Here is a 15,023-nt window from a genome sequence, read left to right as displayed (position 1 = left end):
CTCTTCCCCTCCAGCCACTACGACGCGTGCCTTGCCCGCCGCCGCGACGCGAGCGCCCGCGCCCTCTCCGTCACGGCCTCCGTCGGAACCTCCGATCGATGTGGCTCCGCCCGACGAACCCGATCTTCCGAGCGAGGAGCCGGTCGAGGAATACGACGACACCGGCGCGCCTGTGGCCGAGAGACCGGCGCCAGCGGCCCATCTCTCGGTCCTCCCGCTGAAGGACGATTATATCGCGTCGGTCCTCCGGGATATGCCAGGGATGAAGGACCTCGATCCGAGGGTATTGCGGCTCGTGACCGGAGACGCCAGTACGGCTCGGGACGTTTCGGGCGTGGATGCCGCGACGGGAACCTATCACGCGTCTCCCAACCAAACGCCCTACGGCATCACGAAGAACCTTACGGGAAAGGTCGAGCGCGTCCAAGAACTGCTGGCAGCAAACCCGCAAAAGTCCGCGGACAGCTCCCCGATCTGGAACATCCCGCCCGGGTGGTTGCAATACGCGAGAGGAGAGACCGGAGCGCCGTTGACCACGTCGCGGAAGTACGTCGTGCAGAGCGGCGACTTCCCGAGGGCTATCGCCGAGAAACTCGGTGCCGTCGACCGCAACTGGTGGAGCGAGCTCAGGTCCGCCAACCCGCACAAGCCGCTCAACAAGGAGAAGAACAACTGGAAGTCCCTGACGCCGGGCGAGGAGCTCGGCGTCCCCGATGCGTGGCCTCCTAGCAATGCCGCGCAGCCGGTCAATGGGGCGACTGCACCGGTCGCGAGCACCAATACCCCGTCGGCCCCGAGTGCCAACACACCGGCGCCGGTTCCGAGCACCAACACGCCCGCGCCCGCGCCGACGCCCACCCCGGGCCTCGACACCGCCCCGGGTCTGCCTGGCCCCGGGAAAAACACGACGATGGATCCCGGATTGATCGGGAACGTGCAGTTCATGCTCGCGCATTGGAGCGTGCGGTATGGTGAGGCGAACCCCCGGGATTACGGCATGCTTTACAACAATTCGGCGCTGGACATTACGAATAGCTGGAATCCTCGCACGAAAATGGCGCTCCAGTCGTTCCAGTTCTGGTGGAACCGACGCTGGCCTACTCGAATGTTGCGCCTCGATGGCGAGCTCGATGAACCGACGTACCGGGCCCTCTACGAGGTGGAGGTGATGGGGCTACAACAGCAACAACTGCCGCCCCCAGCGCAGCAACCGCCCCCGCCACCAATACCGCAACAACCGGCACCGCAACAGCAGTCAACTCCAGCGCCGTCGCCACAGCTCCCCGGCGGCTTTCAGTTCCCCGGCGGGCTCGGGTTTCCGACGCAGCCCCCCGCGGCACCGCAGCCCCAGCCGCAGCCGTCGCCTTCCGGCCAGGGTTCGGCGCCCGCGCCCCAGCCCTCGCCCTCTGGGCAGGGATCGCCGACGCCGAGTGGACCGCAATTCCCGGCCGGCTTCCCGTTCCCGGCTGGGTTCCAACTCCCGAACTTCCCGGGGCTGCCAGGCTTCGGCCAGCCTTCGCAGTCCTCGACCGCACCGCCTGCGCAGCCTTCGCAGCCCTCGACCGCACCGCCTGCGCAGGGAGGACCGCAATCGCCCTTCCCGCTCCCCGGCGGCATACAGCTCCCGCCATGGCTCCAATCCATTCTGCTCCCGCAGCAAGCGCCGCAAGCACAATTCAGAGACACGGCGGGTGTCAACGATAGCTTTCCGCTCGATCAGGCCTTGACCGAGAGCCAGAAGGAAGCCGTGCGGCAAGTCCTCGCAACAGAGGCCGACCCGATGCGGCTCGACGTGCTCGCCGTTCAGATGGAGCAATGTAACCTCCCGCTTTGTGCCCAGGCGCTCCGATACAGGTCGGCCAGCTTGTGGGGGGACCGGATGCAGGTCGATGGTCACATGTCGACAAACGACCAGCAAGCCGTGCGCGCCATCATGCGATCCGAGCTCGAGCGCTTCAAGCTCGAAGTGATGGCATACCATTGCGGGCGGAATGGGTTTCCGGTCACGGGTAGCTGGTTCCGGTCGAGGGCGTACATCCTGCTCATGGTCAGGACGACTCTCGACCACCACATGCCAGCGGAAACGCAGCAGGCCGTGAGGCAGCAACTCCTCGGAACCCCTGACTACTTGGACGCGGCGGGCAAGTATTATCAGAGCTATGGCTTTCCTATCGCCGCGGCAGCGTTCCTCGCCCGCGCGAACGAGGTTCGCTGGCTCGAATCCCAGTATAAAGCCGGCCAGCCGCAGCAGCAATCGCAGCCGCAACCGTGGCCGAGCACGCCACAGCAGCCGCAGCCGCAACCGTGGCCCAATGCACCGCAGCAGCCGCAGCAACCGCCGCCGTGGGGTGGGACGCCGCAGCAACCGCAACCCTGGCCGCCCGATATGCCCAACCTTCCCGACGGGCCTCCGGTCGTCGTCTGGGATAACAACCCCTCGCACGCCGCGCAAACCAACGAGCCGAGCTTGCTGCCTATCATTGCATTGATTGGCGCCGGGTTCGTGTTCTCCTGAGGACTCGCGAAAGGAGCTGGTGCCGTGCCGATCTTTCTTCCGTTGTGGTGGTGGCAGTGGTGGCGATCCAAGCCTGCACCCGCTCCTGCACCAGCGCCAAAAGGGGACGGAAGTCTGCCGTTCTTTCGATGGTTCCATCGAGAGTCAGACCTGGATGGCGCGTCATATGCAGCACTTGTGACGGCGATGCGCGGCGATTGGATGAAGCTCGACCCAAAGTCGCGCGTGCGCCAGTTTCGTGCACTCGTGCTGCTATCGCTCAGGATCGCGCCCATCTCGTACCGCGAGTTCGAGCTTGGAGATCTTCGGCCGGAGCTTTACAGTGATGACGAGCGTAACGCTGCGGGGGCCGCTATTGCACGGACGCTCGTACTTCTATCGCCGAGCGGTCTTCGCGCCGTCTCCGATGCGCAGACCGACGAAGGAAACCCCGCCGTCGCAACGGGAGTGACCGACACCGGCGTCGTCGTCACCGTCGTCGTCGTGGCTCTGGCTGCGCTATGCACGCTCGCCGCCGTCTTTCTGGGCGCGCATGCCGCCGTGAGGGTCAACTTCGACGACGAGATCACGAAGCGGCTCCTTTCGACTCAGGCCTTCGCGATTCAGGTCTTGACCTTGCATATCGAGCGCGAGCGCGCGGTCGGGCACGAACTGGCATTCAGCAATGAGGAGCGCTCGCTGCTAATGCAGTTGGAGGATGACCAAAAAAGGCTCGCAACGATGCAGGGCCGTCCGCTGCCAAGCCCATTCGAAGGGGCGAAGGAATTCGCTCGGGAGACGGCACGCGCCGCGACTTCAATGACTACGCTCGCCCTCGTTCTGGTGGGGGCGTACTTTCTGCTCAAACAACGGAGGTCGTGAACCATGGCAGAGAAACAGAGGAAGGCCGTCCGGGTGGACCGATCCCTCGTGGCGGTCCCCCGGGGGCGATCGAAGAGGCGACGTATCAGACGCTTCGTCGACCGCGCTGGGAAGGGCGTATTGCTTATCGCAGGCGCGGGCGCTGTGGTGGCGCTGCTCGCGAACCTGGAGGATCTCAAGAACAGCAAGGAGGTGAAAGAGCGCTGGTGGCTCTTGCCTCTCGGCGTCATTGCGATCGGCTACCTCCTCCGGAAGCGCGGCAATCCGTATGCGGGTGCAGTGCTTGCCGTGGGGGGCGCTCTGTTTGCGAGCGGGTATGCATTGCAGTCGAAGCAGGCGCAGGCAAAGACTCCACAGACGCAGCCCACTCCGCCGCTCCCGCCGTCCCCCAGGGGCCCTCAGAGAGGCACCGAGGGGCCGACCACGATGTGGCAGATGCCGCCCGGAGCCGCCTCGGGGTGGGTCCAGTTGCCGAACGGCGAATACGTACGTATTCCCGTGATGTCCATGCCGACTACGTAGGGAGGAGACGAGTATGACCATCAACCATGGCGATAATAGTAGAGGCCAGGATGTCGCCGACATCCTCGCTGCGACCGACGCGAATAATGAGACGGCCGCACCCGAGGACGAGCTCGACGCCGCCGGCCCCGCGGATGATGACGACGAGACCGCGGGCGCCACGCTCACGGCCGACGAGGCTGACACGGCCGATGTCAAAGCGGTGAAGCGGCGCGGCCGCCATACGGTCTCCGTCGACGAGCTGCGCACGTTCCAACTTCGCTCCCGCGCGCGCGGGGTTGCCATCGGCAAGACCCGCGCGCAGGCCAAGAGCAAGCCGAGGCTTCCGCCCAACATGGTCCCGCCCAACGACGGAATGCGGAAGCTCGCGGCCAAGTGGAGCGCGCGCGGGCAGCCGTACGTGGCTCGCCAGGAGGGCCATTACTACTCGACGTGCGAGATCATCTGCACTGTCGTCGGTTCACCCAAGGGAAATTGCTGCGTTCGTATCCCGAAAGGCGAGTACAAGTTCTTTGACCGCACCGTCGACGACGACACGACGTACATGGGCGCGCATCCCGGCAAGGTGACGACCAACTGGACGAACCTGCAACGTCCTTCGAAGAACTCCTACAACGAGCAGGACTTCCTCATCCGGTCGATCACGATGCAGGAGGCAGGCCTGCGAATTCGTTACGAGGCAAACGAGATCAGCCAGGCCCAAAGTGCCGAGGCGCACGCCGATGTTCTCAGCGGCAAGGTGTGGCTGTGGGATGACATGGGGGCATTTCTGCCGACGCAGATCTTCCACGACTACAACGGAGAGAACCTGCTCTACCGGGCGCTGCGGCGGTCCGCGGTGCTTTACTTCAACTGGGACAAGCGCAGGACGGGCGGCAACGGGACCACGCGAATGGTCCTGATCGATCACCTGCGCAACGTGCCGGACGCGAAGGTCAAGACGCTGGCGCGTACGTCGGGCGGGGCCCCGGTCCTTCCCGTGCCGGATGGGTACATCTTCACGGACAACCCCGAGAAGAGCGACGAAGGCGCGTTCACCGCGATCATCAAGGTCGAGGATGACATCGCGTTCCCGATCAAGCCGATCGATATCGGGTTGGGCAGCCCCAGCAAGCCGGTTGCGATCGGGCTTTACGTGCAGCTCTCCCTGAACGGGATCAGCTTCGAGAACGAGAACCGCCTGCGCACGTAGACCGGAGGAGACGACATGAGCGTGGTGGAGATCGACAGCGAGAGGCAAAGCAACACGGTGGAGACGAGCTCGAATTTCGGCCCGTCGACGCATTGCGTGGTGATCATGGAGCAGCTCCCTCTCCTGAGAAACGCTGTGCCTCCCCGCTGGCGGGTCGCCGCCACGCTCACGCTCCGTGACCCTCTCTTGGGTCCTGAACCGGTGCTCGCCGACCTCCCCACTGTCGTGGTGGGACCGCTCATTCACAAGCGGCAAGTCGTCGCCATGGCGAAGTATGCCGGACTCGTCTCACAGTGGTCCTTCCGGTTCGAGAGCGACGACGGCCGCGCGAAGGCGCTGGTTTGGCTGCATCCCGGCACCTCCCCCTTGAGTGACTGTGGAATCTTCGTGGTCCACAGCTCGCTGCGGTGAGCTCCGTGGACCCCTTGGCTACCCGTGTTGCGTTGCTGCGGGCTTGGAGCCAAGCCGTGGGCGCGCAGCGAATCAGCCCCCCAGAGCTCCAGGCCGTGGGGGCCGTCGTCCGCGGCGCGTCGGCACGAGCGATTCCGGCGCTGCTTCGTGCCCTCTACCGGGAACCCGTCACGGCTAAGGCCCTCAAGTGGGGAGACGTCACGGCGATCTCGGAGGCATTGCGCTGGCGAGGCTGGCGCGATGCTCCTCTTCCTGATTCGTTGTGGAACGGCAAGCTCGAGGACGCTCGCTACATGCGCGAACCGGTGTGGGCGCCAGCGGTGCATTCGGGCGAGCCGGATCAAGTTCCGCCCACGGTTCTCACGGTCGAGGGAGAGCTCTCCTTCGAGGACGAGTACCTGCCGCGCGTCATCACTGGCGAGCATTCTCACGCCGCGCCGGAGGCCAAGTGCGCGCTCGCCATCGCGGCGCGGACGTTCGTGCTGCGAGCGATGCGCGATCACCCCACGCTCGGCCGGAGCACTCCGATCGTAAATAGTCAACGCTTTCAAGTGTTCGCCCGGGTTACCACCTCTGAATGCGCCGCTGCGGCTACGCAGACGCGCGGAATCGTGATGTGCCACGGCGGCCGGTTGATCCTGGCCAATTACGTAACAGGCGCACTATGGACCAAGGACGGCGTGCCCGACAAGGACCCGACGAATACGGAGCGGTGGGTGACATACAACTCGGGGCGAGCCGGCACCGACGTCAGGCCGACGGCACTCAGCCTCAAGTTCCACCCATGCAATCGTGGCTGCATGAGTCAGAACGGAGCAGAGTGGCTCGCGGTCCACGGCTGGAATCGCTGGTCGATCCTACAGTTTTTCTATGGCGACGATATCGATTTTCCGCGCCTGAGCGACGCGCGCGGCGGGGGGCTACTTGGTTTGGCTGCGCTCGCGCTCTTGGGGCTCATGACGGAGTGAGCGGCCGGTTTGCCTATTTTTGTAGGCAGATTGCCATGAGCTGCTGCGGCGAATAGAAGCAGGCTTCGTCGCCCGCCAGCGGACATTGTCCTTTCGCATCGGGCGTTTTGTAGAACTTTATCGGTGATACGGCGTAGTCTGCACGAGTGTTACAATGATTGCGTTTTACCACTCGCGAGTTGCAGTCTGCAATCATATGGCCGCAAAAAACGTTGTTGGCATCGAAGAGAGACGACTCACCACTAACAATAACAGAAAGGCACACCTCCTTCCGTTCGTAGCATATTTCGTTCCCAGTCTTGTTTTCCTCAAGCGGTACGCGCGATACAGATGGCGCTTTGGCTTCGAGATCGACGATGCGTTTACCCAGATCTTCGAGCTTCGCGATACGGTTCTCCAAACCTGACAGCGTGGTCTCCCTTGAGGACGCGGGCGGAGGAGCCAGGCGACCACCCAGGTCTGATTCGACTGCGCCAAGGCGCGCTTCAAGCTTGGCCAGGCGAGCTTCGTCATCATCGGAACGACACGCTGGCACAACGACGATAGCCAACATGACGACAACTCTAGAGCACCTAGTCATGTGCGAGATGTCCCCCTTGAAGGGCAGGTGTACTAGAGGGCACGTGCTCTGCAAGTTTGTCCACGATACGCGGAGGTAGAAAGCGTGGTGCTTCGACTGGTTCAGGCAGGGGAAGGACATCCGCGGCCGTTGGTCCTGGCGTTCCTCGTGGGCGGCGACCTCGATCCGAGGCTGCGCGCGGCTTTCGGCCCGCAGGCGTGCGTCGTCGCCGATGGGGTCGCGAAGGGGCCGATGATGGGCGAGCTCCTGGAGTTCGCGCATCGACAGGCCGGGGTGCGCAAGGTCTCGCGCGTGGCGCTGATCGGCTACTCGGCCGGGTGCCAGCGCGTTCGGGCGCTCTACCTGTCCGGCGTCCGCGCAAGCGCGTACCTACTCGCGGACGGGACACATGCGTCCTGGCCGCCGGAGGAGTGGCAGATCGGCTGGCTACGCGGCATCGCGAGCGAGGCGCGCGCGGGCAGAGCCCTGCTCGTCGCCACGCACACGATGCAGGCGTATACGGAGCGGTTGCCGAAGGGCAGAGCGTTCTGTTCGACGGCGCGGGTTCTCCGCATAGCGACGGGGTGGCCACTCGACCGCGCGGGTCCGCTGGACGCCCCGGCCGTCACGACGGAGGGCGCTCTATACGTGTACTCGTACGCGAGCGCAGACATCGACGCGCCGGCCCACGCGGCGCAGCTCGTGCGCGTCGTGCCCGAGCTGAGCGCGCGGCATCTGGGGCCGTGGCTCGCGCAGCACGGACAGCACAAACGCGCACCGCGTTCCCTGCTCCCCCTGGGGCTCCTCGGCATCCTCGCAGCGCTCTTCGTTGCCTCGCCGCCCAGGACATAGGAGGAAAGCGGCACGGCGGCGCGGGCTCGTTGGCCGACCACCTCCTCCACGACCAGGGCGGGCACTGGCGGACCTTGTACGGGTGGGCCAGGGACGGCGCAGCGTCGGAGTTTGCCGCCGATCATCGACGCCCCCAGGCCGCCGATGTGGGCTCCTTACGGGATCTTCCGCAGCCGGAAGCTTTGCCTGCAACCACCGGAACGATTGTCCATGTCCAATCGAAGGGTCACAGGGCGACCGACTGTAACCGTGTGGGTCCCTTGATTGCCACATTGTCCAGCATTGCCATCGGCGTAGAAGCTAACATCGAGTGCGATATCATCGCGTCCTGCCAAGATAAAACGTTGTTGACAACCCCCAGCGCGGTTGTCGGTATCGACCCGATACGCATCGCTCATGCGATCCATGGCGGCAATAACATCGCCATAAATAGGAATGGTCTTGAGCCCAGGATTGTCACACTGTTCTCTGCCATCAGGATAGAACTCGACTTGCAGCGTGAGTCCTGCCAGGACACCAGCAGGATCGTACACAGAGAACTGTTGGTAACAACCGCCTGACCGATGATCGGTATCAAAACGGATTGTGGGAGTCCACTGGCCCATCGGAGTCATTGATTTTCCGTAAGCAGCTCCGTTGCATTGCCCGGGGTCTCCGTCTGCATAGAAATTGTGTACAAAAACAGGCAATTGGTCGGCGGAGCCCAGGCTTGGGTAAGCAGCCAATGCGATTGTTGCCAGAACGCCGAGAATCTTCATGCTCGCCTCCTCCAGTGTGCAGCCCGCTTGGCAACAAATGTGGTGTCTATTCAGATAACCACAAGTGGTAGCGGCGATTTTGACGTCAGAGTAGCGGCAGCTACGGGTTAGCATCCTGGACATGCAGCGTTGCGCTGCAAGGCCCTGGGCATCGAGCCGTAGCACCAAGGCGGGGGCTCGGCGGCGGGGGGATTTAACTAAACCTAAAGCAGGTTGCTTGGCACGCTATCCAAGCAGTGACGGCGAGGGAACCGCACGCGGGGGCTCCGGGGCCCAGGGACAGGCAATACTTGACCGCCTGTAGATAGGCTTCCTTACAGGCTTGTAAACAGGCTTGGTCCACCGATGCGAGAGGAAGCTCCGCCTCTCCAGTCTCATCAGAGGTGATGTAGTTCGATGCCTCCGTAAGCGGCTGCATGGTCTGGGATTCGGGCCCCGCCGAATCTGCGTACTCCGGAGTGAAGATAAACGCAGAAATGGCAAGCGTCGCGAAGTGATGTCGGTGGAACATACCGTAACCTCCCGCGGTGGATCATAGCTAATTACATCGATTTACGGGAGCCCTAGGGCTCAGTCCACTGTAACGGGCATTTGGAGCGATATCTGTAGCTTGTCGGCCGTCCCCGGTGGCTCTACGATCTGGGCCAGGGTTCCGAAGGGAGGGTGGGCTATGCGAAAAGTTTGGTCGATCGGGCTTCTTGCTGGTCTTGTGAGATGCGGACCGGCCAACGCGCCCCCAAATTGGTGTAGTCCGGAGGCGCGTGATTAGACCACCGCCCCTGCATGGTTCTCGTGCGTGGCGTTGATCGGCTACTCGGCCGGATGTCAGCGCGTCCGGGCGCTCTACACGTTCGGGACGCATGCGTCGTGGCCGCCAGAGGTCCTTGCCTCGCCGCCCAGGACTTAGGTGTCCCACGCTACCGACTGGCTCGCCAAACGGCCACCCCCGCCACTTTTCGCGTTACCTTGCCCGGAGCCCAGCGTTGATTTGGACATGGGACCCTCTCGTCGACCGTCTGCGCCTTTCCTCGATCGTCTCGCCGAACTCCTCGGATACCACCCCGAGATCAGCCGCATCGTCATGAGCGATGAGGCGTACACGCGGGACTCCGCCGAGGACCAGATCCAACGCGTGTTCCACAAGGCGTACCGTCGCCTCCCCGACTACGAACCGCATCCGGACGGCATGAAGCCTTGGCTCATGACCATCACCCGCAACGTGATGAGCGACGCGCACCGCGACACGCAACGTCACGAGCGGGTGTTCGAGCCCGACGACGGGCACGCCGACATGGCGGAGACGCCGGAGGTCTCACCCGAGCGCGCAGCGGAGTTGAAGCAGGCCATGGAGAAACTGACGGCCGCTCTCCGAGACATGCCCCCCTCGCAAGCTGCGGTGCTCTGGATGGTGTGCGTCGAAGAGCGGTCGCACGAGGAGGCCGGCGTGGCGCTCGGGATCTCCGAGGACGCCGCGAAGATGGCGCTTTCTCGCGCGCGGGAGAATCTCCGGGCTCGGTTCGGCAACACTCTCTTCACGGTCCCGTCTCCCGTGCTCGCGCTGCTCTCCGACTGCGTTCACTTGCTCGGGCACCTCTGGGCCTTCCTCATGGCCCTATTGTTCGCGTCGTTCGCGCTCTCGCCGCGCGAACCCGACGGCGAGCTTCACGCGGTGGCCACGGGTGTGGCGCGCGTCGTGGCAGCCTCCGCCGCGGACGTCGCGCACGCCGCGGAGCCGGTGCCCTCGTTCGATCACGTTGGTGCATCCGTGCTCGAGATCGAGCCGCCGACGCCGAAGAAGCAGCGGCACACGCCACGGCGTCCCCGCGTCGACAGCGACAAGGAAGGCGTCCCATCGGTCGGTTTGTCGGCGGACATGGGGGGTTCGTCCGGGAGCACGTCGTTCTAGGATCCAAGCCTCGGAGTGTGCTAAAGATCCTGGGCCATGCGCGCGATCGTGTGCTGTTCGATCCTGCTTCTCGCGTCGCCCGCGGCGCAGGCGCAGAGCCTTCCCAGCCCCATCGACGAGAGCCCCGAGGCGGACGCGGAGCTGCGGTTTCAGGCCTTCGCGCAGCTCGGGGACCGCGAGCGCGCCGCGGGGCGGCTGCGTGAAGCCGGAAGGGCCTACCGCCAGGCGCTCAACGTTCGGTCGGATCCGCTCGTCTCGGGGCGCCTCGGGCTCGTGCTGGTCGAGGGCGGGAGGCCCGAGGATGCGGCCGAGCTCCTCCTCCACGCGCTCCATCAGGCCCCCGCCACGACGCCCGCGGAACGGGCGGAGCGCAAGCGCTTCTTCGAGGCGCACGAGGTGGCGCGCGCTCACGGCACGTGGGTCGAGGTGATCGTCTCTCACGCCGGTGCGCGTGTGACGGTGGATGGCGTCGATAAGAACGCTCTTGGGCGTTCGGCCTTCTGGACGTTCGTGGCGGGAGGAGAGCACGAGATCCGCGCGACTCTCGACGGCTTCGAAGAGGCGGTCGTGAAGTTCACGGCCGTGAAGGGGGAGAGCATAAAGGTTCCCGTTTCCCTGACGGCGCGCACGGTGGAGGAGCCGGAGCCGGCGATCCATGTCCCCGACAAGGACCTGACCGCGACGTTGCCCGCGGTGGTTTCGGGGCCAGGATTTACGAAACAGGAGGATCCCTTCGCTGACGATGACCAGGCGAAGGATCCGACGAAGCCCGGCGAGAAAAAGGGCTTGCGGGGTTTTGTCGGGGCTGGGCCGGTGGTGGTGTTTGGCGTGGCGTCGTGGATGCCTGCCGTTGGGGCGACGCTCGCCGGTGGGGTGCAGCCCAACGACTACGTGTCGATCGGCCTGGAGGCGCGCGCGGCGTGGTTGACGACAGGGGTCGCGGACCGGCCGATCAACGCGATGACGGCGGGCGGGATCGCGAGTGTGTGCGGGCATTATAAGTGGTTGGTTGGATGCGCGCTGGGGTATCTCGGTGCAATCAAGGTCGACTTCACGGTTCAGAGCTACAAGCCCGCCAGCTTTGGTGAAGTGAAGCCCGGAGCGGGGGCGCGCATCGGCGCCAAGGTTCGAGTTTCGCAGTCCTTCACGCTCCAGGCGGCGGCCGACGTCCTTGGTCTGTCGAGCGGCGTCAAGGTGGTTGTTGGACCAACGGTCCTCGCCGATCAGCCGCCGGTTATGCTAGGCGCTCAAATTGGCGGGGGTTGGGAGTTTTAGGCTATGCGCACAGCGCTTTTATTGCTGGTTTTCAGCGTGGGTATGATCGGTGCCTCTTGCACGGCGGCGCCGTCTTTCTATGCGGGAGAGTGCGATCCGGACTCGTTTTTCCCAGCACCCGAGTGCATCGATGGTGGCACGGACGCGGGATCCGACGCTTCGGACGCCGAACCCCAAGCCGCATGCACATCGAGAGGCGGGGAATGCGTCGAGATTCCCGACGATCCCGAGGCTGGTTTCTGGAGCCAGGTTCCGTTGGCCGTCTGGTTCGGCCCTGCCGCGGACATACCGAAGGAGTGCTCCTTCGTCGGAGGCGAGCAGTTCAGGCTTTACGCCGGACTTACCGCTCCCCCCGCGCAGTGCGACCCCTGCGAATGCCAGGAAGCCACGGGGCAATGCAGCGGCGTCCCGGGTAACATCACGATCGGGGCTGGCATGTGCGGCGCAGTGGGGGCGCCGTCGCTCCCTTTTGACGGTCCGGGGGGGTGGGATGGGAGCTGCACGGATACGAGCGCGCTACCCGCGGGGGCGCAGTGTCCCCCGGGGAGCGGCGTCCCGTGCGCGCAGTCGATCACGTTCTCGGCGCTTCCGCCTCCGGTCAACGAGAAGTGCGAGGTCAAGCCGTCTGACATCATCAAGGCGGGCGGGACGCTGATCACGGAGTGGGAGACGGGTGCGCTTGCATGTCGGTCGAGCCTCGATACGTCGCTTTGCGGCGCGGGGGATCAACTATGCGTCCCCAAGGTCCTTTATCCCCACCGTCAATGCGTGTGGCGGGAGGGGAAGCATGCCAAGTGCCCCAAGCCCTACGATTATGAGGGGCCTCGGATCATGTACCCGTTTCAGCCCAAGGAATCGCGCGAGTGCACAGAATGTACTTGCGGCGCGCCGCAAGGGGGCACGTGCTTGGCAACCATGCGGCTCTTCGAAGACGAAGTATGCTCGGCCGAGTTCCACAAGCGGATCGTTTCATCCGAGGTCAGCGTGTGCGATCCCATCATCCCCGCGGGCCGGGCGATCGGCGGGAAGTCGGTCACGGACCACGTCTACATCAAGGGCACGTGCGAGACGGGCGGCGGGGAGCCTATCGGCGAGGCGGTCGAGGATGACGAGAACGCTGTGACGTTCTGCTGTCGACAGTCGTATATTTTCGACGAGTAGCCCGGCGCGGGCGCGCCGCACCTACATCCACCTACAAATCAACAACGAGCATCGTTACCCGCTGCCTCTCCGACGCGTTGTTTGTCTTTGAGGGACAAGCACAAGCGACTCGCAGGAGGGGGCGGTGGGGAGCTGCTTTTTCTGGGCATGCGTTTTCCCATCGCCCTCTCCTGGGGGTCGCTTGTCGTCGGCCGGAGGCGGCTGCGAACCGAGGTGCCCCACTGTTCTCCGCGCACGCCTTCGATTCGCACCGCGCACGCCTTCGATTCGCAGTCTCGGGCCGGCGACAAAGTGAAACCCTCGACGCTCGCAGCGAGCTCGCATGTTGCTGATTGATGCGGGTTCGCTGGGGGCGTCTGCATGTAGCCCCCAGCCTTCCCCTTCCCGGGCCGATTTTGGCTTGGGATGCCTGCTCGCGCGCCAAGGCCAGAAAAGGGCGCCGAAGTCGGACTCGGGAGGGGAAGGTTTTTCTTGCTCGCCGCTCGAAGACGGGGCGTCGTCGCGCGCCTGACTGCGTCATGGCAATGGCCAGGTCCGTGTAACAGCGGAATGGTGCATACACGCACGCCTCGTCTTCGGGCGATGAGTTTCATTCCGCACAGGAGATCGCGCGATGCTCGCCTTGCATGACCGGCCAACGCACGTTCCCACAGGCGACGACGACGACGCTGCTACGGCCGTGATGGTCCGCCAAGCGCTGCTTCCGCCGCCACCAAGCGGCATTCGCCCGAGCGTCGCGCATTCAGAGCCGCCGCCCCGAGATACGGTCTTTGATCCTCCGTCGCGTTGGAGGTGCCTCGGGGCTCTGGCCCATGCCCTCGTCTACCGTGTACGAGCGCGCTTGCGCCGGCGCCGGCTCTCGGATCGGCTCCCTCCGCTTCCCCTGTCTCGCTCGGAGAGGTCCACCTTGGTTGCCGCGCGCGCTGTCGCGCACGATGAACGCGGCGAGCAGCTCCTCCTCGAGCTTATGCGCGCGGAGCCTGCCTTTCAAAAAGCTGCGATCCACGTCGCGTATTACGCGTGCGAGCTTCGGAAACTCGGGGAGGATGCACACGACGAGGGCCTCGTCCACTTCGCACTGTCTCGGATGCGGGTGGACAGCGACGGCTTCGTCTCGCTCGCACGGTTGCGGGACAGACTCCCGAACTTGTCGTTTTCGGGCGCGCTCGTGCCCGCCCTGCTTCGGCTGGAAAGAGCGGGCATCGTCTCGCTCACCATAGACCATGCTCGACCCGAGCGCGTGCAGCTCCGGCTCCGGGTCCCCCTTTGAAACGTAGGAGACACCATCATGCCCAGCAACAGCACGCCCAAGAAAAAGATGCCCGAGTCCGAGACAGCCGAATCTGTGGAGTTGGCCACGGCGTTCGCGCTCGCCAGTGACGGAAAGCTCTATTTTACCTTTGAGAGCGCCCCGCCGCCGGGCCGTCCGGTGTTCGTGGGCTATGCGCTGCGTGCCGACGAGGCCCAGAAGTTTGGGGTCGGGCGCTTGCTGCTCTGGGCGATCGTGCAGCCGCTCGCGCTCGGGAGCGATGGGTGCATTTACGTCCGAGAGGGGCTCATCGACGCCGAGGGGCGCGACGTTTTCCGCGGCTTTGCCGCGACTCCCGAGGAGGCAGCCCGCGCGGCCGAGGAGCTGCACCGCATCGCGTCCAATGTCGTCGTCGAAGTCTTCGCGCGTGGGCGCAAGCGTACCGCAGCATAAATTGACAACCCGGGGCGCCCTTTCGACGAAAACACAAGCCCCGGGTCTCGTACGTCGTGCGCTTCGGCAGCTTGCGAGCGAGATCCGCGACACGATCTAACTCGGTTGTGTGCCGGGAACGTGACGACGGCCCGTACAAACGGGAGGCCCCTGGAAGCCGGTGTCGGGCGGGCCCGCCCGCGCCGGACGCTGATCGTGCAACCTCGACCGCGCCCGGTCGGCCCCATCTCCATCCCCGGTCCGTGTACCCAACGCGTGAGCCACAGCACACATGAGCCGCAGTGCATGCCAACTGGACCCCAAACTCCCGAAACGCACACACATGTCTTGACGCGTACCTA

Annotated in this window: 14 protein-coding genes; 12 read left to right on the top strand and 2 right to left on the bottom strand. The window is 64.5% G+C overall.

Translation table 11 applies throughout. The annotated features are described in order from the left end of the window. Nucleotides 1-100: 100 nt before the first annotated feature. From QHF85_RS11675 to QHF85_RS11650, 6 genes are all read left to right on the top strand, one after another. A complete protein-coding gene (locus QHF85_RS11675; RefSeq protein WP_281327211.1) occupies nt 101-2,515 on the top strand; it encodes a hypothetical protein in 2,415 nt (804 codons plus the stop codon). Nucleotides 2,516-2,539: 24 nt separating this feature from the next. Then, nucleotides 2,540-3,376, top strand: a complete 837-nt coding sequence (locus QHF85_RS11670; RefSeq protein WP_281327210.1) for a hypothetical protein — start codon at nt 2,540-2,542, stop codon at nt 3,374-3,376. 3 nt (nt 3,377-3,379) lie between these two features. Beyond that, the gene (locus QHF85_RS11665; RefSeq protein WP_281327209.1) at nt 3,380-3,898 is read left to right on the top strand and encodes a hypothetical protein; all 519 of its coding nucleotides are present in this window, start codon (nt 3,380-3,382) and stop codon (nt 3,896-3,898) included. A gap of 13 nt (nt 3,899-3,911) precedes the next feature. Then, a complete protein-coding gene (locus QHF85_RS11660; RefSeq protein WP_281327208.1) occupies nt 3,912-5,090 on the top strand; it encodes a hypothetical protein in 1,179 nt (392 codons plus the stop codon). A gap of 15 nt (nt 5,091-5,105) precedes the next feature. Continuing rightward, entirely contained in the window at nt 5,106-5,501 is a 396-nt protein-coding gene (locus QHF85_RS11655) for a hypothetical protein (protein ID WP_281327207.1), read from the top strand. A gap of 95 nt (nt 5,502-5,596) precedes the next feature. Then, nucleotides 5,597-6,469, top strand: coding sequence for a SpoIID/LytB domain-containing protein (locus QHF85_RS11650; protein WP_281327206.1), 873 nt, complete (start codon nt 5,597-5,599; stop codon nt 6,467-6,469). A 13-nt stretch (nt 6,470-6,482) separates the two neighbouring features. Here QHF85_RS11650 and QHF85_RS11645 read toward each other — a convergent pair whose 3' ends face one another. Continuing rightward, the gene (locus QHF85_RS11645) at nt 6,483-7,022 is read right to left on the bottom strand and encodes a hypothetical protein (RefSeq protein WP_281327205.1); all 540 of its coding nucleotides are present in this window, start codon (nt 7,020-7,022) and stop codon (nt 6,483-6,485) included. A 156-nt stretch (nt 7,023-7,178) separates the two neighbouring features. Here QHF85_RS11645 and QHF85_RS11640 point away from each other — a divergent pair, with 156 nt between their 5' ends. Next, complete coding sequence (locus tag QHF85_RS11640) at nt 7,179-7,880, top strand: hypothetical protein (RefSeq protein ID WP_281327204.1); 702 nt, start codon at nt 7,179-7,181, stop codon at nt 7,878-7,880. Between the two features lie 155 nt (nt 7,881-8,035). Here QHF85_RS11640 and QHF85_RS11635 read toward each other — a convergent pair whose 3' ends face one another. Then, on the bottom strand, nt 8,036-8,638 hold the full coding sequence (locus QHF85_RS11635) for a hypothetical protein (RefSeq protein WP_281327203.1): 603 nt from the start codon (nt 8,636-8,638) through the stop codon (nt 8,036-8,038). 994 nt (nt 8,639-9,632) lie between these two features. On the opposite strand from QHF85_RS11635, the gene QHF85_RS11630 reads away from it, so the two are divergent. From QHF85_RS11630 to QHF85_RS11610, 5 genes are all read left to right on the top strand, one after another. After that, nucleotides 9,633-10,544, top strand: coding sequence for a sigma-70 family RNA polymerase sigma factor (locus QHF85_RS11630; protein ID WP_281327202.1), 912 nt, complete (start codon nt 9,633-9,635; stop codon nt 10,542-10,544). 36 nt (nt 10,545-10,580) lie between these two features. Continuing rightward, nucleotides 10,581-11,819 carry a hypothetical protein gene (locus QHF85_RS11625; protein ID WP_281327201.1) on the top strand — a complete coding sequence of 413 codons (1,239 nt, stop codon included), beginning with the start codon at nt 10,581-10,583 and terminating at the stop codon, nt 11,817-11,819. A gap of 255 nt (nt 11,820-12,074) precedes the next feature. Then, nucleotides 12,075-12,980 carry a hypothetical protein gene (locus QHF85_RS11620; RefSeq protein ID WP_281327200.1) on the top strand — a complete coding sequence of 302 codons (906 nt, stop codon included), beginning with the start codon at nt 12,075-12,077 and terminating at the stop codon, nt 12,978-12,980. A gap of 907 nt (nt 12,981-13,887) precedes the next feature. Then, nucleotides 13,888-14,250, top strand: a complete 363-nt coding sequence (locus QHF85_RS11615) for a hypothetical protein (protein WP_281327199.1) — start codon at nt 13,888-13,890, stop codon at nt 14,248-14,250. An 18-nt stretch (nt 14,251-14,268) separates the two neighbouring features. Beyond that, nucleotides 14,269-14,682 (top strand): hypothetical protein, encoded by a 414-nt coding sequence (locus tag QHF85_RS11610; RefSeq protein ID WP_281327198.1) that lies wholly within the window; start codon nt 14,269-14,271, stop codon nt 14,680-14,682. Nucleotides 14,683-15,023: the final 341 nt, after the last annotated feature.

It is taken from the genome of Polyangium sp. 6x1 (genome assembly GCF_029946515.1).
In the GTDB taxonomy this organism is placed as follows: domain Bacteria; phylum Myxococcota_A; class Polyangia; order Polyangiales; family Polyangiaceae; genus Polyangium.
The sequence above is the reverse complement of the archived record's forward strand: the minus strand, read 5'-3'. Positions and strand labels throughout refer to the sequence as shown.